The following is a 26,823-nucleotide window of genomic DNA, read 5'->3' as shown; positions in this document are numbered from 1 at the left end:
CCTACGCCGAGAGCTCCGCGTTCAGCGCCCCCAGCAGCCGCCCCGCGCGTTCGGCGACCTCGGCCGGGCCGTACTCGGCGGCGCGCCTGCACCAGTTCTCGGCCTGGACGGCCTCGCCGCGCCGCAGGGCCAGCAGGGCCAGGCGCAGGGCGGCGCGGCCGTGGCCGGCGTCCGCGGCGCGGGTGTACCAGAGCATGGCCTCGGCCTCGCGGTCCTGGCGGGCCAGCAGCAGGCCGAGGTTGAACGCGGCGCTGCGGCTGCCGCCCTCCGCGGCGCGGCGGTACCAGCTCTCGGCGATCTGCGGGGCGCCGCGCTCGGCGGCGCGCACGCCCATCCGGACCTGGGCGCGGCGGTGGCCGGCGTCCGCGGCGGTGGCGTACCAGTGCTCGGCCTCGGTGTCGGCGTCGCCGCGGCGGTCGAGCAGCGAAGCGAGCCGGAAGGCGCCCTCCGCGGAGCCGCCGTCGGCGGCCTGCCGGTAGCGTTCCAGGGCGCCCGCCAGGTTGCCGCGCTGTTCCTGGGCGACGGCGAGCTGCAGGGCGGCCTCGCCGTGGCCCTCGGCGGCGGCGCGGGCGTACCACTCCTGGGCCTGCCCGGTCTCGCCGCGCCCGGCGTGCAGCACGCCGAGGTTGAAGGCGCCGTCGACCGAGCCGGCCTCGGCGGCCTTGGAGAACCAGGGCTCGGCCCCGGACTCGTCGCCGCGCTGGAGCAGCACGATGGCGAGCGCGTTGCAGGCTTCGCGGTGGCCGGCGTACGCGGCGCGGCGGTACCACTGCTCGGCCTGGGCCTCGCGGCCGGCACCGGCGCACAGCAGGCCGAGGTTGAAGGCGCCGTTGTGGTCGCCGGCGTCGAGCGCGGCGCGGTACCAGCGTTCGGCGACGGCGCTCTCGCCGCGGCCCGCGTGCAGGGCGCCGAGGGCGTTGGCGGCGGTGCCGTCGCCGGCTTCGGCGGCCTCCTGCCACCACTCGGCGGCGGCGGAGAGGTCTCCGGTGTCGCGGAGCAGGAAGCCGAGGGCGCAGGCGGCGCGGGCCTCGCCGTTCTGGGCGGACTGCCGGTACCAGCGGGCGGCCTCGTCGAGGTCGCCGCGGGCTTCGAGCAGGACGCCCAGGCGCAGGGCGGCGCGGGCGTGGCTGCGGGCGGCGGCGGTGCGGTACCAGGTCTCGGCGGTGTCCTTGTCGCCGGCGGCCTCGCGCATCCGGGCGAGCCGGTAGGCGGCCTCGCGGTGGCCGGAGTCGGCGGCGGCCTTGAACCAGCGTTCGGCGCGGACGTCGCGGCGGTGCTCCATCAGGTCGCCGAGGGCGTAGGCGCCGAGCGGGTGGCCCTGTTCGGCGGCGAAGTGCAGCCAGTACTCGGCGGCCTCCTCCTCGCCCTGGTCGCGCAGTTGCAGGCCGAGGGCGTGGGCGGCGGGGGCGGAGCCGGCCACGGCGGCCTGCCGCCACCACTGGGCGGCCTCGGTGCGGTGGCCCTGCTGGTGGAGCAGGACGCCGAGGTTGTTGGCGGCGGCGCGCAGCCCGGCGGCGGCGGCGGAGCGCAGGTACGGTTCGGCGTCGCGCAGGTCGCCGCGGCGCAGCAGCAGGGCGCCGAGCTGGCTGGCGGCGCCCGGGTCGCCGGCGTCGGCCGAGCCGCGGTGGCGGGCTTCGAGGGCGGCCTGTTCGCGGGCGGCGAGGGCGGTCTCGAAGCTGTCGTCGCCGTCACCGGTGTCCGGTTCGAGGTCGCGGGCGGAGGCGGCGGCGACCTGGTCGGCCGACAGGTGGACGAGCCGCTCCGGGCCGTAGCCGGTCACGTCGACGGCGCCGCCCGCGGTGGTGCGCTGGGCGGGCAGGCCCCCGCCGGTGGCGGGTTCGGTGGGCCGGGCGCCGGTTTCGGTGTCCGTGCTGGGGCCGGTGGCCAGTCGTTCTCCCGTCCCGTTGTTGCCGATGAGCTTCATGCCGACTCCCGCTCCCCCCGAGTGACGCGGCATTCGCCCCGGGCCGTCGGCCGGGGGCCAGTCCCCCAGGGGGCACGTCGGACCGGACGGCCCGTCAGCGGCACCGCCGCGTCCCCCTCGTGGTCCATCGTCGCATCACCCGCACACCGCGTACACCTGCTCCGTCCGTTTTGGCGGAGCGGGGCCGAAGCGCGGCGAGATCGCTTCGGCTCTTTGTCGATTTCCCGACACTTGAGCCCCACAAACCCCGGCCACGCATCGTACCGGAGTCGATCAACTCCGCGCGCCCGCAAGGGGGAAGGCCCGGAGGGGTCAACCCTCCGGGCCTTCCTGGAAAGGATGTTGACTCAGGATCAGCTGACGCTGAAGTCGTCGGCCTGGTAAGCGCCCTGGCCGTACCAACCGTGCACCCAGACGGTCACCGAGGTGACCGAGGCGCCGGTGGTGAACTTGGTGGACAACTGCGTCCACGCGCTCCCGCCGGGGGTCCAGGTCGAACTGTCCGCACCGGAGCCGGTGACGCCCAGGTAGGTGTAGTTGCCCTTGACCCAGGCGGACAGCGTGTAGGTGGTGTTCGGCTTGACCGTGATCACCTGCTGGCACTGCGCGGTGTCCCCGGCGCTGACGTTGCCCTGCAGGGCGTACGAGCCGGTGTGGCCGCCGCTGACCGCCGCGCCGCCGCTGCCCGCGCAGGTCCACGGGCTGAGCGCGCCGGACTCCAGGCCCGGGTTGGCGACGGTGCCGCCGCCGGGCGAGGTGGGCGAGGAGGAGGGGCTGGTCGACGGGCTGGTGGACGGGCTGGTGGACGGCGAGGTCGACGGCGAGGTCGACGGCGACGGGGAGGAGGACTTCGTCGGCGAGGCGCTGGCGCTCGGCGAGCCGGTCGGCGGGGCCGGGCAGGAGGCGGCCGAGCCGCCGGTGGCCGTCATCAGCGGGTTGAGCAGCGCCGCGTTCGGGTCGTCGTACAGCGAGAACACGAACGATCCGCCGAGTCCGTTGCAGTGCGCGTAGTCCATCTTGGCCTGGATGGACTTGGCGTTCTCACCGGACCAGAAGTTGTTGCCGTCGTAGAAGTACGCGGCCTGCGAGGCGGCGTCCCAGTACGTGTAGCCGGGGTTGTCCACCGTCCCGAGCAGTTCCTTGTACATCCGCACGCCGTTGACGTTGCCGGAGTTCGGCGCGCCCTGGGCCGGTCCGCCGGCGGGCTGGAACAGCCCGTGGTTGGCGCCGGCCGCCACGCCCGTCCAGCCGCGGTAGTACAGCGGGACGCCCATGTTCAGCTTGTTCGCCGGGAACCCGCCGGGGATGCCGTACGAGGAGTCGCCGACCGTGTACGCCTTGATCGCCTCGTCGATCGAGTACTTGGCGTTGCCCGGTGGCACGTTGTTCATCGGGTCGTTCGGGTTCTGGTAGACCGGCGTCTGGTGGTTGGTCGGGCCCTGGGCCTCCCAGCCGCCGTGCATGTCGTACGTCATCGGGTCCGCGAAGGTCAGGTACTGCCCGATCTTGTCGGTCTCGATGTACTGGATCTTGTCCTGGCCGGCCGGCAGCGCCGCGCTCAGCGCGTAGGTCCTGCCGTCCGCGCCGCCCTGGGTGTTGAGCTGGTTGCGGAACTCGGCGAGCAGGGCGGTGAAGTTCTGCTTGTCGTTCGGCGAGGCGTGGTTGCCGAGGTGGCCGCCGCCGCCCGGGTACTCCCAGTCGATGTCGAAGCCGTCGAAGATGCCCTTGCCGGTGCCGGGGCCGCCGTAGCCGCCCTGGGCGGGCAGGTTGCCCTTGATGAACATGTCGACGCAGGAGGAGACGAACTTCTTGCGCGCGGCGTCGCCGGCCGCCACGTCGGAGAAGTACTTGGAGTACGTCCAGCCGCCGATCGACATCAGGACCTTGAGCTTCGGGTACTTCGCCTTCAGCTCCTGGAGCTGGTGGAAGTTGCCGGCCAGCGGCTGGTTCCAGGTGTCGGTGGAGTTGTCGACGCTGTTGCCGTTGGCGAAGGTCTTGGCGTAGTCGGCGTAGTAGTCGCCCGCGCCGTCGCCGGCGTTCGGGTTGTTCTCGTCCTGGGAGGCCGCCGAGTTCGGCTCGAAGCAGGTCAGGTTGTTCGGGTCGATGTTGGCGAAGTCGTACAGCAGGTAGTCGAGCTTCCCGGCCATGCCGTTGGTGTCGACGTTCTTCAGGTAGAAGGCGTTCTGGTAGATCGACCACTGGTCGAAGTACGCGACCTTGATGCCGCCGCTGGTGGCGGGGGCCCCGGTGGTGTTGCCCGGTCCGGCGCTCGCGCTGGGGGCTCCCAGCAGCGACACCGCCCCGGCGAGCAGCGTGGCGGCCGCGGCCGTGACGGCCCAGGCCCTGCGGTTGTTCCGATGCATGCGGATGTGCCTCTCTCCTGTCACGTGGGGATGCAGGAACGCCGTCCGACACCCGGTCGGGGAGAGCGGCAGACGGAGCCAGAACGTGATCAACTCCCGTTACTGGCAAAGGACTTGCAGCGCATCAGGACGGGCGGTGGGGCCGCCCGCCATGGGCATGACTCAGGTTGGACTAGACCACATGACGTGTCAATCGACCGGACGCCCAAGGAATGGCAAAGGGAACGGCGAAGGCCCGGAGGCTGATGCCTCCGGGCCTTCGTTGCCACTGAGTAGCGGGGACAGGATTTGAACCTGCGACCTCTGGGTTATGAGCCCAGCGAGCTACCGAGCTGCTCCACCCCGCGTCGGTGAAACCACTGTATCACGATCACGGGGTGGACCAACAAACCGGTTCCCGCAGCTCAGCCGGTGGGCGAGGGCGAGGGCGATCCGCTCGGCTGGCCGCTCGGCTGGCTGCTGGGCGCGGGGGACGCCCCGCCGCCCTTCTGCTCGGCGGCCACCGCGTCGGCGATCGCCTTCTTCAGCGCCTCCTGGGCCTTGCCGTACGCCGCCCAGTCGCCGTTCTTCATCGCCGTCTGGCCCTCGTCGAACGCCTTCTGGGCGTCCGCGAGCGCCTTCTGCACGTCCGGGTTCTCCGTGCCGGGCGTCGTCGGACCCGTCGGGGTGCCCGGGTTGTCCGGCTGGGCCGGGGCGGTGGGCGTGGTGGCGCCGGCCGCCGCGCCGCCGAGCACCTTGGTCAGCACCTCGCTCAGGCTGTCCCCGATCGCCACGTTGCCGGTGCCGTACACGGCCAGCACCTTCTTCAGCGCCGGCACCTTGGCGCCGCGGGCCACCAGGTACACCGGCTCCACGTTGAGGATGCCGCCGCCGACCGGCAGGGTCAGCAGGTTGCCGTACACCAGGCCGGACTCGTTGTTGTTGCTCAGCAGGGTCAGCTGGTGGGCGACCTCGGAGTCGGAGTTGAACTTCGCCTGGGTCAGCTCCGGGCCGAGCGCGCCCGAACCGGACGGCAGCCGCAGGATCCGCAGCTTGCCGTAGTCCTCGCCCGGGTCGGCGTCCACCGTCATGAACGCGGCCAGGTTCTTGCGCCCCGAGGGCACGAAGGAGGTGGTCAGCGAGAAGCTGGCCGCCTTCGCGTCCGGCGTCCGCACCGTCAGGTAGTACGGCGGCTGGACCTCCTGGGTGTTGACCGTCGGGTCGAGCGGCACGTCCCAGATGTCGGTGCCGCTGAAGAACGCGGTGGCGTCGGTGATGTGGTACTGCCCGAGCAGGTCGCGCTGGACCTTGAAGAGGTCCTGCGGGTAGCGCAGGTGCGGCAGCAGGGTCGACGGGATGTCCGCCTTCGCCTTCACCGTGCCGGGGAACGCCTTCATCCAGGTCTTCAGCACCGGGTCGGCCTCGTCCCACTGGTAGAGCGTCACCTCGCCGGTGTACGCGTCCACGGTGGCCTTCACCGAGTTGCGGATGTAGTTGACCTGGTTGGCGGCGGTCAGGGTGCGCCCGCGCTGGTCGGTCATCGAGTCCTTGGTGGCGTCACCGAAGGTGGTCTTCGAGGAGAACGGGTAGCCGTCCGAGGTGGTGTAGCCGTCCAGCACCCACACCAGCCGCCCGCCCTGCACCACCGGGTACGGGTCGGCGTCGATCGACAGCCACGGCGCGACCTTCTCGACCCGCTCCTTGGGGGTGCGGTCGTACAGGATCCTCGCGCCGTCCTTGATCGCCCCCGAGTAGAAGATCTGCGGCTCGGCGAACTTCACCGCGTACGCGGCCCTGGTCAGCGGGTTGTCCAGCGAGACGCCGCTGCCGCCGTCGTACTTCCAGGTCTGGTCGGGCTGGCCGTCCCGGGTGTAGTCGATCTCGTCCATGCCGGGGCCGACGATCGAGTACATCGTGGACTTCTCGCCGTAGTACACCCGCTGCTGGTACTCGCCCAGGTCACCGGTGGTCGGCAGCGAGTGCTCGGTGTAGACCGGGTTGCCGTTGGCGTCGACCTGGTTGCCCTTGGCGGACACCACGCCGTACCCGTGGGTGTACTTGAAGTGGTCGTTGATGAAGTTGCGCTGCTGCACGCCCGACATGTCCAGCTCGCGCACGCCCAGCACGGTGTCCTGGTCGCCGTAGCGGTCCACGTCCAGGGTCTTCGGAAAGGCGTAGTAGTTGCGCAGCGCCTGGTTCTGCTGGAACGTCGGCGAGACCACGTTCGGGTCCAGCAGCCGGATGTCGGTGACAGTCTGCGCGTCCGGCTTGAGCCGGTCGGCGTCGGTGGAGTCGTCCGGCTCGTACTGCTGCACGGCCGTGTCCGCGATGCCGTACGCCTGCCGGGTCGCGTCGATGTTCTTCTGGATGTACGCGGTCTCCTTGGCCTGCTCGTTCGGCTTGACCTGGAACTGCTGCACCAGCGCCGGGTAGAGGCCGCCGACCAGCAGCGCCGACAGCGCCATCAGGCCGAAGCCGATCAGCGCCGGCGCCCAGGTCCGCCGGATCGGGGTCAGGAAGAACAGCAGCGCGCAGATGATCGCCACGAAGAACAGGATCGTCTTGGCCGGCAGGAACGCGTTCGCGTCCACGTAGCGCAGGCCGGTCCAGCCGTCGACCTTCTTGTACGACCCGCTCTTCACCGCCAGCGCGTACCGGTCCAGCCAGTACGCCACCGCCTTCAGCAGCACGAACACGCCCAGCAGCACGGCCAGGTGGCCCTGCGCCCCGGCGCTCGCCCGCCGCCCGGGCCCCTGCAGCCGCAGGCCCCCGTACAGGTAGTGCACGGCAGCCGAGGCCAGCAGCGAGACGAGCACCGCGCTGAACGCGAAGCCCAGCACGAACTGGTACCAGGGCAGGTCGAACGCGTAGTAGGAGACGTCCTTGTGGAACTGGCTGTCCTTCACCCCGAACGGGGTGCCGTTGAGCCAGAGCATCCACGTCCGCCACTGCGCGCCCGCGGCCGCGCCGGCCGCCAGGCCGACCAGCAGCGACAGGCCGACCAGCAGCCACCTGCGGTACGGCGCGACGCCCATCCGGTAGCGGTCCAGGCTCTGCTGCTCCACCGACATCGCGGCCAGCGGCGGCCGCAGCCGGTACGCCAGCCACAGGTTGGCCCCGACCACCAGCGCCATCAGCAGCCCGAACACCGCGAACAGGCCGATCTTGGCGCCCAGTTGGGTGGTGAACACCGAGCCGTAGTGCATCGAGTCGAACCACAGCCAGTCGGTCCACAGCCCCGCGAACAGCGCGAACAGCACGAACAGTGCGGCCAGCACGCCCGCCGTCAGCAGCAGCACCTTCGCCCGGCGCGACGGCGGGCCGACTCTCGCTCGGGAACCCGGACCTGAGCGGTCCGGCATCTGGAAGGTCAAGGCGCCACCTCAGCTGTCGTCGTTGCGAGTAGGTGCTGCCGCGCCGACGGCGGACAGCAATCTCCCATGCAACTTAATCAGTCTTTACCTGAGTTCCCGGAGACTGCGTCGGAGTTGGAGACGGCCCCCCGGGACGTGTGAGGATGACCCCATGTCCGACTCCCCTGACCTGACCGCCGGCGCCGCCGGCCTCCCCGCGGCCACCCCCCTCACCCGGGCCGCCCTGGAGATCGACGAGCACGCCGCGACCCTCGGCTGGGACCTCCCGGCCCGACTGTTCGCCCTGGTCGACAACGCACAGATGCGCAAGGCCAACCCGCGGCTCGCCTCGCAGCTCGGCCTGGACGACAACCCGACCGGTCTCACCCCGGTCGAGCAGGAGGAGATCCCCCCGGGCACCGAGCTCGACCGCTTCCTCGGCACCATCGCCTGGCCGGACGGCGTGGTCGGCTGCGCCCTGGTGGTCGAGCGGCTGATGCTCCCGCCCGTCGCGGAGGCCTCCCGGCCGAAGAACGCCACCGAGAAGGAGATCAACGACTGGGTGGCGACCCACCCGCAGCGCCAGGAGGTCCGGATCACCGCGGCCGTGCTGCGCGACGGCTCCAAGGAGGTCGCGCTGCGCCTGCGCGAGAAGGACGTCGCCCGCGAGGTCCTCACCGGCCCCGAGCTCGTCCCCAACCTGACGGACGCCCTGCTCGCGACCTTCTCCTGAACTCCCGGGGGCCGGCCGGGGCCGGGGAACCGCCCGGCCCGGCTACTTGCAGCTCGGCAGGGCCGCCTTGTCGCCGCTGCGGATGCCGTCCAGCGCCTTCATCGCCCCGTCCAGGTTCTCGACCTTGACCAGGGTGAGGCCGGACGGGGTGCCCTTGACTGCCTCGGCGCAGTTGTCCGCGGGAGTGAAGAAGTACTCGGCGCCCTTGTCGCGGGCGGCGATCAGCTTCATCTGGATGCCGCCGATCGGGCCGACCGCGCCGTCGTCGTCGATGGTGCCGGTGCCGGCCACGAACTTGCCGCCGGTGAGGTCGGTGGGGGTGAGCTTGTCGACGATGCCGAGGGCGAACATCAGGCCGGCGCTGGGGCCGCCGACGTCCTGCAGGCCGATGTCGATCTTGAACGGGTAGACGTGGTCGACGCTGGGCGTGATGCCCACCACGGCCCGCTCGGGGCCGTCGTCGTCGGACTTGGCGGTGACCACGGACACCTGGACCTCGTTCGCCGGGTCCGGCGTCGCACTGGACTTGGCCTGCGGGACGACGGTGAACACCACGCTCTCGCCCGGCTTGTGCTTGGTCACCTGCTCGGCGACCTGGAGCCGGTCGCCGATGGCGACGCCGTCCACCGCGACGATCTGGTCGCCGGCGTGCAGCCTGCCCTCGGAGGGCCCGCCGGCGGCCACCGCGGCGACGACGACCTCGGTGCCGACCGGGATGTCCAGCTGCTTGAGGGCCGCGGTCTTGGCGCTGTCCTCGGAGGAGGCGAACTGCTCGGCGTTCTCCTGCTGGGCCTCCTGGTCGGTCTGGCCCTGCGGGTAGACGTTGTCGTGCGGGACGACCAGCACGTCGTCCCGGACCCAGCCGACGATCGCCGAGACCAGGCTGGGCTGGTAGTTCGCCCCGGTGACCTGGACCGTGGTCATGTTGAGGTGGCCGCTGGTCGGGTAGGTCTCGTGGCCGGTGATGGTGATCACCGGGGTGCCCGTCTTCTCCTGCACGCCGAGGGTGTTGTACGTCGGCCCCGGGCTCATCTCGGTGAACGGCACCTTGAACAGGACCGAAGCGCAGAGCAGGCCTATCAGCAGCAGGGTGGCGGCGAGCATCGTCGCCGATCGGCGTGGCATGGCACGACAGTACGGGAAGTGCGGGGCCCGATGTAGCTCCGGTCCGGGCCCCGCACCGCCGATCGGGGCGGGGGCCGTCAGTCCCGGGCGCCGGTACTGCGCTCCATCGCGGCGCGGAACCGTTCGTGCTCGGCGAGCGAGCTCGGATCGGTCATCGCACGGGGCGGACGGGCCGCCCAGGTGGCCCACACCGTGGCCAGCACACCGGCCACCACGGGAATACTCAACCAGGCGAGCACAGCCATTTTCGAACTCCCCACAGGCTCGTCGTGCGTATCAGCAGATTAGCCGCCTGCCAGGGGAACGGCGCGGGCGGCATCCGGGTTACGGGCCGGGGCCCGGTCTCCACCGCCGGGGGTACCGCCGAACGGGAACGGACCCCGTCCGGGGGCGGTTCCGCAGCCGGTACCGGGGGCTCAGCAGGACCCCGCGCCGACCCACTCCTCCTCGCCGTCGGCGAAGACCTGGTGCTTCCAGATCGGCACCTCGTGCTTGAGGTCGTCGATCAGCCGCCGGGAGGCCGCGAACGCCTCGCCGCGGTGCGGGCAGGACACCGCGACGATCACCGCGACGTCGCCGATCTCCAGCCGGCCGGTGCGGTGCACCGCGGCCAGCGCCCGGACCGGGAAGTCCGCGCAGACCTTCTCGGCGATCCGGCGCAGCTCGCGCGGCGCGGTCGGGTGCGCGCTGTACTCCAGCGCGGCGACCGGCTTGCCGCCGTCGTGGTCGCGCACCGTGCCGACGAACAGGGTGGTGCCGCCGGCCGCGTCGTCGCCGACCGCGGCGTGGACCTCGTCCAGCGAGAGCGGGGTCTCGCGGACGGCGAGCAGGCGGATCGGGTCGTGGTTCTCGGACATGGCCACCATCATTCCGCATCCCCGCGGACGGACCGCAAGGACTTTCGTATCACGATGAGGTAATTCCGCGATGCGAAAGTCGGGCGGTCAGATCCGGCGGTGCTTGCGGGCCCGGCGCACCAGCGCGGCGGTGCCGATCAGCGCGACCGTCGCCCCGGCCGCGCCCAGGCTGGTGGCGGCCTCCTTGCCGCCGAGCCGGCGGCCGGCCACCGCGTGCTTGCCCGACACCTGGGCGAGCAGCTCGGCCAGCACCTCCTCGTTGGTGTGCCGCGGCCGCCAGCCCGCCTCGTGCAGCCGGCTGCCGGACACCACCCACGGGTACATCGTGTAGGCCAGGTCCCCGGCCGGGGCCGGGGTCAGGCCGAGCCGGTGCAGCCGGGCCGCGGTGCCCAGGGCCAGCGAGGCGGGCAGTTCCATCCGGCGGATCCCGGACAGCTCCTCCACGTCCTCCTGCTCCAGCCAGCCGTCGCAGCCGACCGTCACCTCGCCCTCCACCAGGCCCAGCGCCGCGTACTCCAGCGCCGAGGCCAGGTCGTCCAGGTGGCAGAACTGCCAGCACGGGCGGGAGCCCGCCACCACCAGCAGCCGCGGCGCCTCGAAGTGCCTGGTCAGCACGGTGTCGATGCCGGGCCCCACCACCACGGCCGGTCGCAGCACGGTGATCTGCAGCCCGGGGTGGGCGCGCGGGGCGCGCCGGGCGAGGCGCTCGATCTCCAGCAGGTCGCCGACCAGCGAGGCCTCCTCGGTGGCCCGCAGCTCGGAGTCCTCGGCCAGCGGGACGTCATTGTCGGGCAGCGCGCCGTAGACCATCGCGGAGGAGCACAGCACCACCCGGTGCACCCCGGCGGCCGCGGCGGCGGTCACCACCGTCTGCGCGCCGCGCACGTTGTACGCGCTGCGGGTGCGCGGGTCGGACTCCATGCCGAGGTCCATCGCCAGGTGGACCACCACGTCGACGCCGACCAGCCGCTCGGCCACCGCCGGGTCGCGCACGTCCAGCACCCGCCACTGCACGCCCGGGACGTCGCCGCGCCGCTCGTCCACCGCCAGCACCCGGCGCACGTGCGGGGAGTCGACCAGCCGACGCGCGACACGCTCACCGAGCACGCCCGCCGCGCCGGTGACCGCCACGGTCAGCGGCTTGCCGCCGTAGGCTGGAACCGGCGAAACGGCGTCGGTCGGCACGCCCTCGCCCTCGGTCAGCCCAGAGCGAACGTCCGAAGGCGGGGAACTCACCGGCCATCCTCCACGGTTAGCTTAAGTGCGGACGTACGAGTGTCACGCACTTGACCATCCTGCCCGAGGCTCGGCCCCGGCGGTGCACCCGGCGCGGTCGCCGCGAGACCATTGAAACCGCTCGGAGCCCCCGGGCGGCAGACTTTCCCGCCACACCACCCGCGTGACGGCCGATCAGATCGAGGACCCCCGTGAGCGACCTCCCCTTCGGATTCGGCGTTCCCCCCGAGGAGCCCGAGGACGGCGAGAACAAGGGCAAGAAGGACGGCGAGCAGGGCGACTCGACCCCGCAGTCGCCGTTCGGCTTCGGCACCGGAAACCCCTTCGGGGCGCTCTTCGGCATGGGCGGCCCCGGCGGCGGGCAGGGCGGGGACAACCCGTTCGCCGCGATGATGGGCGGCTTCAACCCCAACGACCTCGGCGCGGCGTTCCAGCAGCTCGGACAGATGCTCTCGTTCGAGGGCGGCCCGGTGAACTGGGACCTGGCCAAGAACATCGCCCGGCAGACCGTGGTCGCCGAGCAGCCCGAGGGGAAGACCAAGGACCGCTCGGTCGGCGCGGCCGAGCGCACCGCCGTCACCGAGGCCGTCCGGCTGGCCGACCTGTGGCTGGACTCCGCCACCGAGTTCCCGTCCACCTCCTCCGCGGCGGTGGCCTGGAGCCGCGCCGAGTGGATCGAGGCCACCCTGCCGGTCTGGAAGGACCTGGTCGACCCGCTCGCCGAGCGGGTCGGCAACGCCATGGGCGGCGTGCTGCCCGAGGAGATGCAGGCGATGGCCGGGCCGCTGATGGGCATGATGCGCTCGATGGGCGGCGCCATGTTCGGCACCCAGATCGGGCAGGCGCTCGGCGCGCTGGCCGCCGAGGTGCTCGGCTCCACCGACGTCGGCCTGCCGCTCGCCCCCGCCGGGAAGGCCGCGCTGCTGCCGCAGAACATCGCCGAGTTCGGCGAGGGCCTGAACGTGCCCGCCGAGGAGGTCCGGCTCTACCTGGCCCTGCGCGAGGCCGCCCACCAGCGCCTGTTCGCGCACGTGCCGTGGCTGCGGGCGCACCTGTTCGGCGCGGTCGAGGCGTACGCGCGCGGCATCAAGGTCGACACCTCGCGGATGGAGGAACTGGTCGGCCAGCTCGACCCGGCCAACCCCGAGGCCCTGCAGGAGGCGCTGGCCGGCGGCCTGCTGCAGCCCGAGGACACCCCCGAGCAGAAGGCCGCGCTGGCCCGGCTGGAGACCGCGCTCGCCCTGGTCGAGGGCTGGGTCGACGCCGTGGTGCACACCGCCGCCGCGCCGCACCTGCCGCACGCCGCCGCGCTGCGCGAGACGCTCCGCCGCCGCCGCGCCTCCGGCGGCCCCGCCGAGCAGACCTTCGCCACCCTGGTCGGCCTCGAACTGCGCCCGCGCCGCCTGCGCGACGCCTCCCGGCTGTGGGCCTCGCTCGCCGACGCCCGCGGCGTCGAGGGCCGGGACGCGCTGTGGAGCCACCCCGACATGCTGCCCACCGCCGCCGACCTGGACGACCCGGACGGCTTCGTGCACCGGGACACCGCGGCGGTGGCCGAGGGCGGCTTCGACTTCGACGCGCTCGACAAGCTGCTGGGCGAGGCGGCCGGCGGCGGCGGGGGCGGGACGGCCGGGGGCGCCGGCGGCGCGAAGGCGGACCTGAGCAAGGACGGCGGCGCTTCTCCGGAGGCCGCCGAGTCGTCCGACGCGCCCGAGTCGTCCGACGCGCCCGACGCGTCTGGTTCGCCCGACGGGTCCGGCGCCGAGTCCGAGTCCGGGTCCGAGGAGGACGGCAAGGGCGGCGACGGCAAGGGCGGCGAGCAGGGGCCCGAGCAGGGGCCGGAGGGCACCGCCAAGTGACCTCGCTGCACGCGGACGCCGTCCGCGCCCTGACCGACTGGGCGCCCGACGGGGACGGCCAGCACGAGCTGCGCCGCGACTACCTGGCCCACCTCGCCGAACGTCCCGACGGCATGTGGCGGGCCTGCCTGCCCGGGCACATCACCGCCAGCGCGCTGGTGGTCGACCCGGCGGGCGGGCGGGTGCTGCTCACCCTGCACCCGAAGGTCGGGCGGTGGCTGCAGATGGGCGGCCACTGCGAGCCCGGCGACGAGACGCTCGCCTCGGCGGCGCTGCGCGAGGCGGTCGAGGAATCCGGCATCGCGGACCTGGCGCTGCTCGCCGTCGACGGCCGCACCGCGCCCGTGAAGCTGGACCGGCACCAGGTGCGCTGCGCCGGCAAGGACCGGCCGGAGAACACCCACCTGGACGTGCAGTACGTGGCGCTGGCCCCGGCCGGCGCGCGCGAGCTGATCAGCGAGGAGTCGCTGGACCTGCGCTGGTTCGACTGGGACGGGTTGCCGGCCGACACCGACCGCTCGGTGCGCGACCTGGTGGCGCGGGCCCGCACGCTGGTCTGACCGTTCCGCCGCCGGGCCCCGGTCGTCCCCCTGCGGGGAGCGGCCGGGGTCCGGTGCGTTCCCCGGGCGTTCCCGGGCGTTCCGGCCGGGTCGCGTCAGGTGAGGCGGGCGGGCGGGATGTGCGGGAGCCGGGCGGCGGAGGCGACGCCCTCCAGGTAGCCGCGGGCCCGCTCGGTGCGCGGGTAGGCCTCCAGCAGGGCCCAGAACCGGGGGCCGTGGTCGGGGACGAGCAGGTGCGCGAGCTCGTGCAGCAGGACGTAGTCGACCACGTACTCGGGCATGCCCTGCAGGCGGTGGGAGAGCCGGATGGTGCGCTCGCTGGGGGTGCAGGAGCCCCAGCGGGAGTTCTGGTTGGTCACCCAGCGGACCTGCTCGGGGACGGCGCGGCCGTCCAGGTAGAGCAGCGAGAGCTCGCGGGCGCGGGACTGCAGCGCCTCGTCGCCGAGCATCCGGCGGCTCTCCTGCGCGGCCAGCTTGTCGAGCATCTGCGCCACCCAGCGCTGCTCCTCGGCGTGCGACATCCGGGCCGGGATCAGCACCACGGTGCGGTCGCCCTCGCGGTAGGCGGAGACGGTGCGGCTGCGGCGGGCGCTGCGGCGCACCTCGACCTTGCTGCGGTCGATGCCCGCCCGGTCGGCGCCGACGCGGTCGGACGCGCGGTTCGGGTCGGGGGTGCGGCGCGGGTCGGGCGCGTGCTCGCGGTCGGATGTGTACTCACGGCCGGCTCCGGCGCTGGCGTGCGCACCCGGCGCCGCGACCGCCGGTCCGGAGGCTGCCCGGGCACGCCGACGCGACGCCGACCGGAGGGAGTCCCGTTCGGCTGCCATGGCACAGGACGTTACCCCGTCCCCGTGACAGAAGTCCGGCACCGTGGCCGCGCGGCACCGGGGACCACCCGGGCGCGTTGTCCACAGGCTGTGCACAGTGATGAGCAGATCGTCCTACCGGGGCTGTGGACAACGGATTTCCGCCCGCCGGGAGGGGCGGGCAAGCTGCGGTCACCAGCGATCCCGACGCCGGGATCCCGACCGTGGGAGGTACCCGCATGCGCCCAGTGATCAAGCCCGCCCTGTCCCGGCTCTGGCGGGAGAAGCAGACCCTGCAGTTCGGCACCGTGCGACGGCACGCCCGGGTGATCGAGGGCGTCGACCGCAGGCTGGCCGGCTTCCTGGAGCTGGTCGACGGCAGTCGGGACGGCCCCGCGGTGATCGCCGCCGGGCAGAAGCTCGGGCTGAGCGCCGAGTACTGCCGGGCGGTGCTCGACTCGCTCGGCAGCAGCGAACTGCTGGACGACGCCCAGGCCCTGCGGGACGTACTGGAGCTGTACCCGCCCGCCCGGCGCGAGTTGCTGGGCCCCGACCTGGCCTCGCTCTCCCTGGTGCACCCGGCGCCGGGCGAGGCGGCGGCCGTGCTGCGGGGGCGGGCTGGGGCCCGGGTCGAGGTGCGCGGGGCCGGGCGGATCGGGGCCGCCGTCGGGGCCGCGCTGGCGGCCGGCGGGATCGGCGAGGTCGCGGTGCTGGACCGCGGCCGGGTCACCGCCCGGGACTGCGCGCCCGGCGGCCTGCCACCGGGCGACATCGGGCGGCTGCGCACCACCGCCGCCCGCGAGCTGGTCCACCGCGCCGCCGGCGCCCCGGTCGGCGAGCGCTACCGGCGCCCGCCCGCCGCTCCCCCACCGCCCACCCTGGTGGTGCTCGCCCCGAGGGACGGCTCCGCCGCGTACACCGGGGCCGCCGTCGACGCCCAGGAGCTGATGCGGGCCGGCATCCCGCACCTGTACACCGGGGTGCTCGAACACCTCGGCGTGGTCGGCCCGTTGGTCGTCCCCGGCGCGTCCGCCTGCGGCAGCTGCGCGACGCTGGCCCGGCGGGACGAGGACGAGGCCTGGCCGCGGCTGCTGGCCCAGCTGATCGACGGGGGCCCGGGCCGGGCCCGCCAGCCGGCCTGCGACGGCGCGGTGGCCGCCGCCGTCGCGGGGCTCGCCGCGCTGCACGTCCAGCTGTACCTGGACGGGTCACCGCCGCCGAGCGTGGACGGCTGGTGCGAGCTGTCCGCCGCCGACGGCATGGTGCGGCGGCTGCGGCTGCGCAGCCACCCGGACTGCGGTTGCCTGTGGCAGTCCTCCGCACCGGGACGAGCGGGCACAATGGCCTAGGGCGGGTCTGACGGTTCCCGCCGCGCCGCTGATGCGACGCGGATCGTCAGACGAACCCCAGGACGCGCCCGGGGCCCGTCCGGCAGCCCCCGCCCGCCCCCGCCCAGCCACCCGCCCGGTGCACCGCCTCCGGGTCGGCGGCCGGCGGGCGCCGACGGGGCGGGCCGGGCTGGTGCCGGGGGCACCGCTGCACCGACCGCCGGCGGGGCGCCGGTCGGTCCGGAGGATCAGGAGGTCCGGTGAGCGATCTACCGCGCAAGGCAGGAACCGGCACGGCTCGGCCGGTCGCCCACCCGCGAGCCGGGGCGGCCCCGGCCGGCACCGGCCGCGCCGTCCGGACGGGGGCGGCCGATGTCTGAGATGCCACGCAAGGCGGTCTCCCGGACGGCCCGGCTGGCGGCCCTGCCGCTGAGCTTCGCCGGGCGGGCCACCCTCGGCCTGGGCAAGCGCCTGGGCGGGCGGCCGGCCGAGGAGGTCGCGGCCGAACTGCAGGCCCAGACCGCGGAGCAGCTCTTCGCGACGCTCGGCAAGCTGAAGGGGGGTGCGATGAAGTTCGGGCAGGCCATGTCGGTCTTCGAGTCCGCCCTCCCGGAGGACGTCGCGGGCCCCTACCGGGCCGCGCTCACCAAGCTCCAGGAGTCCGCCCCGGCGATGCCGACCCGCACCGTGCACTCGGTGCTCGCCAGCGACCTCGGCCCGGACTGGGCCGACCGCTTCCGCTCCTTCTCCGACCAGCCGTCCGCCGCCGCCTCGATCGGCCAGGTGCACCGCGCCGTCTGGCAGGACGGGCGGGACGTCGCGGTCAAGATCCAGTACCCGGGCGCGGGCGACGCCCTGCTCAGCGACCTCGGGCAGCTCTCCCGGCTGGCCCGGGTGCTGGGCCCGCTGATCCCGGGGGTGGACATCAAGCCGCTGATCGCCGAGCTGCGCGAGCGGGTCACCGAAGAGCTGGACTACCGGCTGGAGGCGGAGTCCCAGCAGCTGCACGCCGAGGAGTTCACGGGGGACGCCGACATCCTGGTGCCCCGGGTGGTCGCCCAGTCCGGGCGGGTGCTGGTCACCGAGTGGCTGGGGGGCAAGCCGCTCTCCCAGGTCATCTCGGACGGCACCCGCGCCGAGCGCGACCGGGCCGGGCAGCTGCTGGCCCGCTTCCTGTTCGCCGGCCCCGCCCGCACCGGCCTGCTGCACGCCGACCCGCACCCCGGCAACTTCCGGCTGGTCAAGACCGGCCGCGCCGCGGCGAGCTGGAAGCTGGGCGTGCTCGACTTCGGCACCGTCGACCGCCTCCCCGGCGGTCTGCCCCGGCCGATCGGCACCTCGCTGCGCCTGGCCCTGGCCGGGGACGCGGCGGCGGTGTACGACCTGCTCCGGCAGGAGAACTTCGTCCGCTCGGGCATCACCCTCGACCCGGACGCGGTGCTCGACTACCTGCTGCCGATCATCGAGCCCACCCGCGCCGAGCAGTTCACCTTCAGCCGGGAGTGGATGCGCACCCAGGCCGCCCGGATCGCCGACCCGCGCTCCCCCGCGTACAACCTCGGCAAGCGGCTCAACCTGCCGCCCTCCTACCTGCTGATCCACCGGGTCACCCTCTCCACCATCGGCGTCCTGTGCCAGCTCGGCGCCACCGTCCGCCTGCACGAGGAACTGCTCCGCTGGCTGCCCGGCTTCGCCGGGCCGGAGGCCGACTGACCCGGCGGGCCACAGCGCCACAGCGCCCCAGAGCCCGGGCCCGGGCATGGGCCTGGGCCTGGGCCTGGGCCCGCAAAACGCTTTGCCCGAGCCGGGGCGCCCACGGCACGCTGGGCGCCCCGGAGGGGGCGGCGGTTGTCGGATGGGGTGCGGATGGACGACGTGCGGATGGACGACGTGCGGGCGGAGCGCCACGCCCGGTGGGAACGACCGTTCCCGGTGCGGTACTTGATCGTCGGGGAGGACCAGGACGACGGCCGCGAACTCCTGCTCGGCCGGTGCGCGGCCGCCGAGGGGCTGTTCACCGACCCGCCCCCGCCTCCCCGTGAGGTGCTGGTCATGCGCGGGTGTGCGCCGGGGGTGGTGGCCGGGTGGATCGGACCGGCCCGCGTCGAGGGGCGGACCGGCTCCGGGCGGAACCACTGGTGGGAGTTGCTGGACGCCGAGGTGCTCGCGGTCGGGCCGCACGCCGCCGATCCGGCGCTGGTCGACGTGGTGCTCGGGGCGGCGTTCGGCGAGGTGGAGGTCTTCCGGCCGGCGCAGCACCCCTGCGAGCGCTTCGAGTTGACGACGGGACGACCCATCGGCGAACCGCTGGCGGTGTGCGCGGAGGTCACGGGGCTGCCGGTGGAGCGCGATCAGCCGCAGCAGTTGCCGGTGCGGCTGATCGGCTGCGAGCCCACCGGGCCGCTGCGGGCCCGACTGGCCGCCGGTCACCGGAATTGGCCGACGTACACCCGGCTGTGGGCGCTGGACGACCACGGGCGGGTGCTGGACCGCGTCCCCACCGGGCTGTTCGCCGAGCGCGTCGGGCCGTCGGTGCTCGGCGGCGGGCTGTTGGACGTGCTGCTGTCGGTCTCCCCCGAGCAGTTGCCGGGCTCGGCGGCCCGCGGGGTCTGGTGGAGCTGGCAGGCCGGTCCGCCGCGGCGGCCGGGCAGTTGGCGCGGGTTGAGCACCGCCGCCAAGGGGGCCTGGCAGTCGCTGGCGCTGCACCTCCGCGGGCCCGGGCCGGACCGCTCCGGTGGCGAGTACCACCTGGACGGCAGGGGCGTGGAGGACGCGACGGGCCTGCACTGTGCGATCGGTGAGGCGGTGAACGGCCCGGGCGGCTACTACGGGCAGGAGTGGAACGGCCTGCGCGACTGCCTGGGCGGCGGCTTCGGGGTCGTCCCGCCGTTCACCCTGGTCTGGCATGACTTCGCCGCCACCGAACGGGAGTTGGCCGAGGAGACCGACCCGGCCACCGGCCTCCGTCTCCCGGAGGACGTGGCCCGGATGCTGGAGCAGCGCGGCGTGACGGTCATCCGGGCCTGACGGGCGAGCGGGCCCGACGGGCGAGCGGGCCTGGCCGGCCCGGGGCCGTCAGGTCCGTTCGGCGGGGAGCGGGCCGGCGGCGGGCCAGGTGGCGCGGGCGCGGGTGGCGAGGGTCGCGCAGAAGCGGCCGAAGACCGGGAGCGCGGTGTCGGGGCCGGCGAGTTCGGCGACGACGCGCAGGCGGTGCAGGAGGCGGCGGCGGGCGGTGGCGTTGCCCCAGGTCCAGTCGCCGTGGTGGAGGCGGGCCAGGTGGTCGGCGGTGCCGCGTTCGGCCTTGGGGACGAGGGCGTCGCCGCGGATCAGCCAGCCCGCGCAGGCGTCGGCGAGCTCGGCGGTGGTGGGGGCCGCGGTGCCGGTGGCCGCGTGCCAGGCGGTGCGGTAGGCGGCCTCGGCCTCGGCCAGGGCGGCGGCGGGCTGGGCGGTGGAGCACCAGCAGGTGGGGAAGCCGACCCGCAGGTAGGCGAACTCGACCGCGCCGGGGCCGAGGGCGGACTGCTCGAAGTCGACGAACCGGACGCCGTCGGCGGTGTGCAGGTCGTTGCCGGGGCAGGGGTCGCCGTGCAGCAGCGAGTGCCGGACGGGGGTGGCGGAGAGCCGGTCGATCAGCGCCTCGGCCTCGGCCCGGGCACCGGGCGGGGCGGGCACGTCGAGGATCCGGGCCAGTGCGATGAAACAGCCGAGGTCGCGCCCGGTCGGGCCGGTCCAGGCGGGCAGGTCGGTGCCGGGGGCCGTCCCGGCCAGGTCGTCGAGGTCGGCGGGGGCGCTGGCGTGCAGCCCGGCCAGTGCGGTGGCGTAGTCGGTCTGCCATCCGGGGCCCGGGGTGCGGTCCTCCAGGCGTTCCATCACCAGCAGGCGGCGGCCCGGGTCGGTGCCGAGCAGGGCGGGCACCACCGTCCGGCCGGGGCGGCCGGGCCGGGCGGCGAGGGCCAGCGCGGCGGCCTCGCGGGCGTACCGTTCGTCGGCGCCGGGCGAGTCGACCAGTTGCTTGACCACCACCGGTCGGCCGGAGAGTTCGGCCCGCCAGACCCGGGAGCGCGGGCTGCTGACCAGGCGGCGGACCTTGCGCGGCGGGCCGAGGACGGTGCGCAGCTTCTCGCCGAGCGGGAGGGGGGGCCACATGGGGCCATCCTTGCACGACCTGTTCGAGGGGCGAACAGTGGTGCGGGCACGCGGAATTGGGCTCGTGGAATGAATCCGGCAGAACGGGGCAGAGGGTACCGGGGCAACGCCGGGAGCCCCGGAAACACGCCGACGGCCGACTGCCCGGGGGCGGGAAGTCGGCCGTCGGCGTTCAAGGGTGACTCACCGGCGGGGCCGCGCGGCCGACCGGCTGGGGTGGAGCTTCCGTCACATCAGGGCGACGGCGAGGGCCTTGCGGGCGCGCAGGGAGGCACGTTCGGCCTTGCGGCGCAGCCGCGCCGCGCGCATGACCCGCAGGCCGAGGCGTTGCTCCTCGGCCTCGTGGAGGCGTTGCTGCATATGCGCGCGCGCCAGGGATTCTTGGAGGAGATTCATCTCGAGGGTCCTGTTCTGGATCTGGAGTTCGGTGGTCTGCTCGGAGCGGACGGTCGGGTCGATGCCGGCGGGGTTCATGTGGTGGTCCTGCTCGTGGTGCGTGGTCGGGAAGGGACGGGTCAGTTCTGCGTCGGCCTTGGCGGCCGCGATGCGTACCGAGTGGCGCAGAGCGGTGTCCAGCGGGGGCTGCTCTCCCCTGCGGACGGCTCCGGTGCCGCTGCGGTTGGTCATGGCCGCGGGGTTCACGCCATGACCTCGGTCTTGCGCGGACGGCCACGCGGACGCTTCCGGGCGACGACGACGCCCTGGACGAAGAGCTCGCCGCCCCAGACGCCCCACGGCTCGCGGCGCTCGATGGCGCCGGTGAGACAGGCGGCCTTCACGGGGCAGGTGCCACACAGGGACTTGGCGTACTCGACATCGGCCGGGGTCTCCGCGAAGAAGACCTCCGGGTCGAAGGCCCGGCACGGGATGGGGAGCCCGAGCGAGTCAGCCTCGTCGATGGCGGTGAGCTGCATGAGTGTTACCTCCGGGGGGTCGGCCTGCTTGGCCTTGACGGTCTTGTCGGTCGGTACGGACGGGAGGGGCGGCGGTGTGATGACCGTGGACACTGTGGGCGTCTTCCTCGTCTTCGATGTGGATCCGGCCGTTCCGCGGTGCGGATCGGGCCGGAGGCCCCGTGGGGCCTGGGTAGGTCTTGCGTACCGGACAAAACAGAAGGGCCGCGGAACCCGGTTACTGGGTTTCCGCGGCCCTGGAGGCACCGCCCGTGACTGGCTCAGTCAGGGTCGTTCGCTCCAGGGTCCAGGCCCGCGGAAAGCCTGCTGCCGGCCGGCCTCGGCGCCGCGAACGGCGACCTCGGCCAGGGAGATCTGCTGGTCCTGCTTGTCGGTTCCGGCACCGATGACGGCCGCATAGCGCCCATGGCGGGCTTCTGCCGCTACTGCCTTCGATGCCTTGGTCGGTCGCTCGTCGGACAGCGAAATGCCGTCGACAAACGTCGCCCAGTCACGGGAGAGACCTGCCTCGACACGGGTGCCCACAGCATTGCCGAGATCACTGACAAGGCAGTGCGCGGACAGCGGGGCTCCGGCGTTGCCGCCGGCCGTACCGAGACCCAGACCCGAAGCGCTGACGCGCGAGGGCATGGCGAGGGTGGTCGTCATTTCGGTCACTTTGGTGATCATCTTGGTCTCCACTGAACTCGCCTCCTCTCGGCGTCTCGCGGCTCCCGGTCGCCCGGGCTCCGATATCTGGTTGATGGTCAGCGCACGCAGAAACAGGCCCTCTGCGAGCTTCGCGGTCTCGTCCCCTTGACCGCTCCGGCAGGCTATTGCGCCGTACACGCGGCGCGCAAACTATTTTTCCGGCGAGTTCTCAGGTGAGTTCTCGGCCCCGTTCTCGGCCTCGCCCTCGGACGGGGCGGCCTCCGGCTCCCGCTCGGTCTCCCCCACCGGCTCCGGACTCTCCCCCGCACACAACAACAGCACGTCGGAGCCGTACTTGTCCAGCTTCATGGCGCCGACCCCGGAGATCCTGGACAGCTCCGCGAGGCTGCCCGGCACGTCCTCCGCGATGGCGGTCAGCGTGGCGTCGGTGAACACCACGTAGGCCGGGGCGCCCTGCTCCTTGGCCTTGACCGAGCGCCACTCGCGCAGCCGCTCGTACAGCGCCTCGTCCATCGTGGAGGGGCAGCCCTCGCAGCGGCGGAGCTTGCGTTCGACGGCGTCGGTCAGGGTGCGGTCGCACACCCGGCACTTGACCGGGCCGCGCGCCCGGCGCGCGGCGGAGCGCTCCGCGCCCGGCTCGACGCCCCCGCGCCCGCCCCGGGTGCGCGCGCCGGGGGCGGAGGAGCCGGGCCGCAGCCCGTCCAGGAAGCGGGTGGGCTTGCGGGAGGCGCGGCCGCCCGGGGAGCGGGAGAGCGACCAGGAGAGGGTCAGGAAGCGGCGGGCCCGGGTGACGCCGACGTACAGCAGCCGGCGCTCCTCCTCGATCTGCTCGTCGGTCTTGGCGTAGATGATCGGCAGCGTGCCCTCGCTCAGGCCGACCAGGAACACCGCGTCCCACTCCAGGCCCTTGGCGGCGTGCAGCGAGGCCAGCGTGACGCCCTCGACGGCGGGGGCGTGCTGGGCGGCGGCCCGCGCGTCCAGCTCGGCGACGTAGGCGGCGAGGTCGGCGCTCTCGCCGGCCGCGGTGCGGGCGGCCTCGAACTCCTCGGCGAGGCGCACCAGCGCGTTCAGCGACTCCCAGCGCTCGCGGACGGCGCCGGAGCCGGCCGGCGGGGTGGCCGCGAACCCGCGGGTGGCGAGCACGGCGCGGACCTGGGCGGCGAGGTCGGGCGCGCCGGAGGTCAGCGGGTCGTCGGCGGCCCGGGCGGCGCCCTTGAGCAGGACGCCGGCCTCGCGGACCTCGGGGCGCTCGAAGAACCGCTCGGCGCCCTTGAGCTGGTACGCGATGCCGAGGTCGGCGAGGGCCTGCTCGTACACCTCGGACTGGCTGTTGGTGCGGAACAGCACGGCGACCTCGCTGGCCCGGACGCCGGTGCCGAGCAGGTCGCGGATCAGGCGGGCGGTGGACTCGGCCTCGGTGGGCTCGTCCTGGTACTCGCGGTAGACCGGCTCGGGGCCGGCCTCGCGCTGCGAGACGAGCTCCAGCCGGTGCTGGGCGGCCTGGCCCCGGGCCTGCGCGAGCAGCCCGTTGGCCAGGTGCACCACCTGCGGGGTGGAGCGGTAGTCCCGGACCAGCTTGACCACGGTGGCCTCGGGGTGCCGGTGCCGGAAGTTCAGCAGGTGGTCGGGGGTGGCGCCGGTGAAGGAGTAGATGGTCTGGCTGGCGTCGCCCACGACGCAGAGGCTGGCGCCGCCGTCCTCGCCCGTCCACTGCTCCAGCAGGCGCTGCTGGAGCGGGGAGACGTCCTGGTACTCGTCGACGGTGAAGTGCCGGTACTGGGCGCGGACCTGGGCGGCGACCTCCGGCCGCTCCTCCAGGATGGCGGCGGTGAGCAGCAGCACGTCCTCGAAGTCGATCAGGCCGCGCTGGCGCTTGAGGTCGTCGTAGGCGGCGTAGACCCGGGCGGTCTCCGCCGGGTCGCGCGGGGCCTCGCGGCCGGACTTGGCGAGGGCGGCCGGGTAGTCGTCGGGGACGACCTGGGTGACCTTGGCCCACTCGATCTCGGCCGTCAGGTCTCGCAGTTCGGTGCGCTGGACGCGCAGGCCGCTGCGGCCGGCCGCCTCGGCGACCAGTTGCACCTTGCGCTCCAGCAGCCGGGGGAAGTCGCCGCCGACGGCGCGCGGCCAGAAGTACTGGAGCTGGCGCAGCGCGGCGGAGTGGAAGGTGCGGGCCTGCACGCCGTCCGCCCCGAGCTGGCGCAGCCGGCCGCGCATCTCGCCGGCCGCGCGGGCGGTGAAGGTGACGGCGAGCACCTGCGCGGGGTGGTAGACGCCGCTGCGCACGCCGTAGGCGATCCGGTGGGTGATGGCCCGGGTCTTGCCGGTGCCGGCACCGGCCAGCACGCAGACCGGGCCGTGCAGGGCGGTGGCGACGGCGCGCTGCTCGGGATCGAGCCCGGCCAGCACCGCGTCCGCTCCGACGGGGGCGTGGCCGTACTGCGCGTGGGGGTCGTCGAACCCGAGGAGGTCTTCCTGCATGCCTCCATCCTCGCAGGCGGGCCGGACAGTTCGGACGGGCTTGTCCACAGACCGCCCGTGATGATCGGATCGTCGCACCACCACCCGCTCCGGAATGGGCCCGGGCCGCCGGACGTTGCACCGGGCGGCCGCCCGGCCACCGTCCGTCGACCGAAGGAGTCCCTCGCCATGTCCGGCACCGTCACGATGTACAGCACGACCTGGTGCGGCTACTGCAACCGCCTCAAGAGCCAGTTGGACCGCGAGGGCATCGCCTACAGCGAGATCAACATCGAGCAGGACCCGGCCTCGGCGTCCTACGTGGAGTCGGTGAACGGCGGCAACCAGACGGTGCCGACGGTCGTGGTGGTCTCCGCCTCCGGCGAGCAGAGCGTGATGACCAACCCGAGCCTGCGCCAGGTCCAGGCCGCGCTGGCCTGACCCGTCCCGAGCGGACCCGCCCCGAGCGGACCCGTCCCGAACGGACCGGGCCCGATCGGAACCGGCCGGAATCGACCGCTTCCGATCGGGCCCGTCCGCGTTCCGGTCGGAATGCACCACTCGGGCCGGTCAGCCGACGGCCGCGCCGTCGCCGAGTTCGTAGAGCAGCCGGGCCCGGTCGGCGGCGTAGCGGGTCTCCACCACCCGGATCGGCCCGCGCCGGTCGCTGCTGATCCGGGTGTTGACCAGCAGCGGCACCCCGGGGCCGAGCCCGAACCAGGCGGCCTCGGACGGGTCGGGCATCCGGGCGGTGAGGTGGTCGGTGGCGGTGGTCTCGGTCCGGCCGAGCTGCGCCAGTATCCGCTCGTCCCCGCCCGGCACCGGCCGGTCCTGCATCAGCGGGGTACCGGCCGCCAGCCCGGCCCGGTAGTGGCTCTCCTCGATGGCGTACGGCTCCTGGTCGACCCGGCAGAGCTGACGGCGCATCATCACGGTGTCCTCGGGGCGCAGCCCGAGCCAGGCGGCGATGTCGCGGCGGGCCCGGACGGCGGCCACCTCGAAGTCGACGGTGAGCTGCCGCCCGGCGGCCTCGGCCTCGGCGGCGTACACCTCGCCGCTGGGGGTGAGCGGCCCGCGGCGGGCGGGGCGGACGGGCGGGCGGGCGTGCACCCGGTGGTCGTGCCGGCAGGGCTCGCGCAGGAAGGTGCCCTTGCCCTGGATGCGCACCACCCGGCCCTCGTTGACCAGGACGTCCACCGCCAGCCGGACGGTGTTGCGGGCCACCCCGTACTGCTCCTCCAGCTCGGTCTCGACCGGGAGCCGACCGCCGCCCGCCCACTCGCCGGACGCGATGCGTCGGCGCAGGTCGGCGGCGAGTCGCTGGTACTTGGGCGGGTGCGCGGAGCCGTGGTGGATCGTCACGCGAGTGAATGTAGCCAGTGGGCTCGCGCGGTTTCAGCGGAATCCGCCAACCGCGTCCCGGATCGGAACCCGGGGAACCCCGGCGGAACGCCCCGGAGGCGCCGGAACGTTTCCGACCGACCCGCCCGCACCGTCCGGTGGACGCACCACGGGGGCGCGCGAAGGAATTCGCACGCCCCCGTCACCGGTCGCGGGCGGTGCGCGTCACCGGCGGGCGGTGCGCGTCACCAGCGGGCGGCCGCCGGCAGCGGTTCGCCGTACCAGAGCTCGACCAGGTACCTGGCGATCGAGATGCCGGACGGCGGCAGGATCTCCCCGGCGGCCATTCCGGCCCGCAGCTCCTCCCGGGTGAACCAGCGGGCCTCGGACAGCTCCTCGCCGTCCACGGTGATCCCGGTGCCGTCGGGGAGGGCCCGGCCGAGGAAGCCGAGCATCAGGCTGGACGGGAACGGCCAGGGCTGGCTGGCCACGTACTCGACCTCGCCGACCCGGACGCCGGCCTCCTCCAGCACCTCGCGGACGACCGTCTGCTCGATGGACTCGCCGGGCTCGACGAACCCGGCCAGCGTGGACCAGCGGCCCTCCGGCCAGAGCGCCTGGCGGCCCAGCAGGCAGCGGTCCTCGGCGTCGGTGATCAGCATGATCACCGCCGGGTCGGTGCGCGGGTAGTGCTCGGCCGCGCAGGAGGTGCAGCGGCGCAGGTGGCCGGCCCCGGCCTTCTCGGTGGGGTGGCCGCAGCGGGAGCAGAAGGAGTGCAGCCGGTGCCAGTGCTCCAGGGCGACGGCGTGCACCAGCAGCCCGGAGTCCCGGTCGCTGAGCGTGCCGCCGACCTCGCGCAGGCCGGCCGGGCGGGCGTCGCCGTCGAGCCGGCCGGGCAGCGACTCGCAGTCCAGCGCGAAGTAGTGGGTGCCGTCCTCGTCGGTGCCCAGGAAGTACCGGTCGCCGGTCTGCGGGGCCTCGAAGGAGGGCAGCAGCACCAGTTCGCTGCGGTCGGCGGTGTCCACCACGAAGGCCTCGCCGCCGGCGATCGGCAGCACCCGGGTGGTGGGGTGGCTCCAGGCGGCGGCCAGCCAGGGTTCGTCCAGTCGGCGGTGCGCCGCCCGGTCCACTCCGGCGCGGGCCAGCGCCAGGTGCTTGGTGTCGGGTGCGCTGCTCAACTCGTCCATCCCC

At 73.9% G+C, this 26,823-nt stretch carries 22 protein-coding genes and 1 tRNA gene; 7 read left to right on the top strand and 16 right to left on the bottom strand.

Going from position 1 to position 26,823, the window contains the following annotated elements:
• Position 1: 1 nt before the first annotated feature.
• The 4 genes from OO48_RS01565 to OO48_RS01550 all read right to left on the bottom strand — a co-directional run bounded on the left by OO48_RS01565 (position 2) and on the right by OO48_RS01550 (position 7,628).
• On the bottom strand, positions 2-1,924 hold the full coding sequence (locus OO48_RS01565) for a tetratricopeptide repeat protein (RefSeq protein ID WP_033212005.1): 1,923 nt from the start codon (positions 1,922-1,924) through the stop codon (positions 2-4).
• A gap of 353 nt (positions 1,925-2,277) precedes the next feature.
• A complete protein-coding gene (locus tag OO48_RS01560) occupies positions 2,278-4,287 on the bottom strand; it encodes a glycosyl hydrolase family 18 protein (protein ID WP_051731606.1) in 2,010 nt (669 codons plus the stop codon).
• 273 nt (positions 4,288-4,560) lie between these two features.
• A tRNA-Met gene (locus OO48_RS01555) sits at positions 4,561-4,634 on the bottom strand.
• Between the two features lie 57 nt (positions 4,635-4,691).
• On the bottom strand, positions 4,692-7,628 hold the full coding sequence (locus OO48_RS01550) for a UPF0182 family membrane protein (RefSeq protein WP_081951853.1): 2,937 nt from the start codon (positions 7,626-7,628) through the stop codon (positions 4,692-4,694).
• Between the two features lie 163 nt (positions 7,629-7,791).
• Between OO48_RS01550 and OO48_RS01545 the strand changes: the two genes are divergently transcribed.
• Positions 7,792-8,352: a PPA1309 family protein gene (locus OO48_RS01545; protein WP_033212002.1), complete on the top strand. Its 561-nt coding sequence runs from the start codon at positions 7,792-7,794 to the stop codon at positions 8,350-8,352.
• Positions 8,353-8,394: 42 nt separating this feature from the next.
• Here OO48_RS01545 and OO48_RS01540 read toward each other — a convergent pair whose 3' ends face one another.
• From OO48_RS01540 to OO48_RS01530, 4 genes are all read right to left on the bottom strand, one after another.
• Positions 8,395-9,477: a YlbL family protein gene (locus OO48_RS01540; RefSeq protein WP_033212001.1), complete on the bottom strand. Its 1,083-nt coding sequence runs from the start codon at positions 9,475-9,477 to the stop codon at positions 8,395-8,397.
• A 77-nt stretch (positions 9,478-9,554) separates the two neighbouring features.
• The gene (locus tag OO48_RS38775; RefSeq protein WP_167346414.1) at positions 9,555-9,722 is read right to left on the bottom strand and encodes a hypothetical protein; all 168 of its coding nucleotides are present in this window, start codon (positions 9,720-9,722) and stop codon (positions 9,555-9,557) included.
• A gap of 171 nt (positions 9,723-9,893) precedes the next feature.
• Positions 9,894-10,334, bottom strand: coding sequence for a molybdenum cofactor biosynthesis protein MoaE (locus OO48_RS01535; protein ID WP_245194486.1), 441 nt, complete (start codon positions 10,332-10,334; stop codon positions 9,894-9,896).
• A gap of 87 nt (positions 10,335-10,421) precedes the next feature.
• Entirely contained in the window at positions 10,422-11,519 is a 1,098-nt protein-coding gene (locus OO48_RS01530; RefSeq protein ID WP_051731605.1) for an NAD-dependent epimerase/dehydratase family protein, read from the bottom strand.
• Between the two features lie 242 nt (positions 11,520-11,761).
• On the opposite strand from OO48_RS01530, the gene OO48_RS01525 reads away from it, so the two are divergent.
• Together OO48_RS01525 and OO48_RS01520 are read left to right on the top strand one after the other, a co-directional pair.
• Positions 11,762-13,429: a zinc-dependent metalloprotease gene (locus OO48_RS01525; protein WP_081951848.1), complete on the top strand. Its 1,668-nt coding sequence runs from the start codon at positions 11,762-11,764 to the stop codon at positions 13,427-13,429.
• Positions 13,426-13,989 carry an NUDIX hydrolase gene (locus tag OO48_RS01520; RefSeq protein ID WP_033211998.1) on the top strand — a complete coding sequence of 188 codons (564 nt, stop codon included), beginning with the start codon at positions 13,426-13,428 and terminating at the stop codon, positions 13,987-13,989. Before OO48_RS01525 ends, OO48_RS01520 begins: the two co-directional genes overlap by 4 nt.
• Positions 13,990-14,084: 95 nt before the next feature.
• Here the strand turns inward: OO48_RS01520 and OO48_RS01515 are convergent, their stop codons facing one another.
• Positions 14,085-14,816: a M48 metallopeptidase family protein gene (locus OO48_RS01515; protein ID WP_245194485.1), complete on the bottom strand. Its 732-nt coding sequence runs from the start codon at positions 14,814-14,816 to the stop codon at positions 14,085-14,087.
• A 218-nt stretch (positions 14,817-15,034) separates the two neighbouring features.
• Between OO48_RS01515 and OO48_RS01510 the strand changes: the two genes are divergently transcribed.
• From OO48_RS01510 to OO48_RS39480, 3 genes are all read left to right on the top strand, one after another.
• The gene (locus OO48_RS01510; RefSeq protein WP_033211997.1) at positions 15,035-16,144 is read left to right on the top strand and encodes a hypothetical protein; all 1,110 of its coding nucleotides are present in this window, start codon (positions 15,035-15,037) and stop codon (positions 16,142-16,144) included.
• Between the two features lie 351 nt (positions 16,145-16,495).
• Positions 16,496-17,836, top strand: coding sequence for an ABC1 kinase family protein (locus OO48_RS01505; protein WP_033211995.1), 1,341 nt, complete (start codon positions 16,496-16,498; stop codon positions 17,834-17,836).
• Between the two features lie 153 nt (positions 17,837-17,989).
• Entirely contained in the window at positions 17,990-19,150 is a 1,161-nt protein-coding gene (locus OO48_RS39480; RefSeq protein WP_051731603.1) for a barstar family protein, read from the top strand.
• 48 nt (positions 19,151-19,198) lie between these two features.
• Here OO48_RS39480 and OO48_RS01495 read toward each other — a convergent pair whose 3' ends face one another.
• From OO48_RS01495 to OO48_RS01475, 5 genes are all read right to left on the bottom strand, one after another.
• Positions 19,199-20,269, bottom strand: coding sequence for an aminoglycoside phosphotransferase family protein (locus tag OO48_RS01495; RefSeq protein ID WP_033211994.1), 1,071 nt, complete (start codon positions 20,267-20,269; stop codon positions 19,199-19,201).
• Positions 20,270-20,497: 228 nt separating this feature from the next.
• Positions 20,498-20,896 carry a hypothetical protein gene (locus OO48_RS40925; RefSeq protein WP_342449621.1) on the bottom strand — a complete coding sequence of 133 codons (399 nt, stop codon included), beginning with the start codon at positions 20,894-20,896 and terminating at the stop codon, positions 20,498-20,500.
• Positions 20,897-20,907: 11 nt separating this feature from the next.
• The gene (locus OO48_RS01485; RefSeq protein WP_081951847.1) at positions 20,908-21,276 is read right to left on the bottom strand and encodes a WhiB family transcriptional regulator; all 369 of its coding nucleotides are present in this window, start codon (positions 21,274-21,276) and stop codon (positions 20,908-20,910) included.
• Between the two features lie 171 nt (positions 21,277-21,447).
• Positions 21,448-21,864, bottom strand: a complete 417-nt coding sequence (locus OO48_RS01480; protein WP_033211992.1) for a hypothetical protein — start codon at positions 21,862-21,864, stop codon at positions 21,448-21,450.
• A gap of 159 nt (positions 21,865-22,023) precedes the next feature.
• Positions 22,024-24,312, bottom strand: coding sequence for an ATP-dependent DNA helicase UvrD2 (locus tag OO48_RS01475; RefSeq protein ID WP_033211990.1), 2,289 nt, complete (start codon positions 24,310-24,312; stop codon positions 22,024-22,026).
• A 168-nt stretch (positions 24,313-24,480) separates the two neighbouring features.
• Between OO48_RS01475 and OO48_RS01470 the strand changes: the two genes are divergently transcribed.
• The gene (locus OO48_RS01470; protein WP_033211988.1) at positions 24,481-24,732 is read left to right on the top strand and encodes a mycoredoxin; all 252 of its coding nucleotides are present in this window, start codon (positions 24,481-24,483) and stop codon (positions 24,730-24,732) included.
• A gap of 129 nt (positions 24,733-24,861) precedes the next feature.
• Here OO48_RS01470 and OO48_RS01465 read toward each other — a convergent pair whose 3' ends face one another.
• Positions 24,862-25,653, bottom strand: coding sequence for a GntR family transcriptional regulator (locus OO48_RS01465; RefSeq protein ID WP_033211986.1), 792 nt, complete (start codon positions 25,651-25,653; stop codon positions 24,862-24,864).
• A 224-nt stretch (positions 25,654-25,877) separates the two neighbouring features.
• A complete protein-coding gene (gene nudC, locus OO48_RS01460) occupies positions 25,878-26,819 on the bottom strand; it encodes an NAD(+) diphosphatase (RefSeq protein WP_033211983.1) in 942 nt (313 codons plus the stop codon).
• Between the last annotated feature and the right edge of the window lie 4 nt (positions 26,820-26,823).

The sequence above is a fragment of the Kitasatospora phosalacinea genome, assembly GCF_000716545.1.
GTDB lineage: Bacteria > Actinomycetota > Actinomycetes > Streptomycetales > Streptomycetaceae > Kitasatospora > Kitasatospora phosalacinea.
This window is presented reverse-complemented; position numbering and strand designations above follow the sequence as displayed.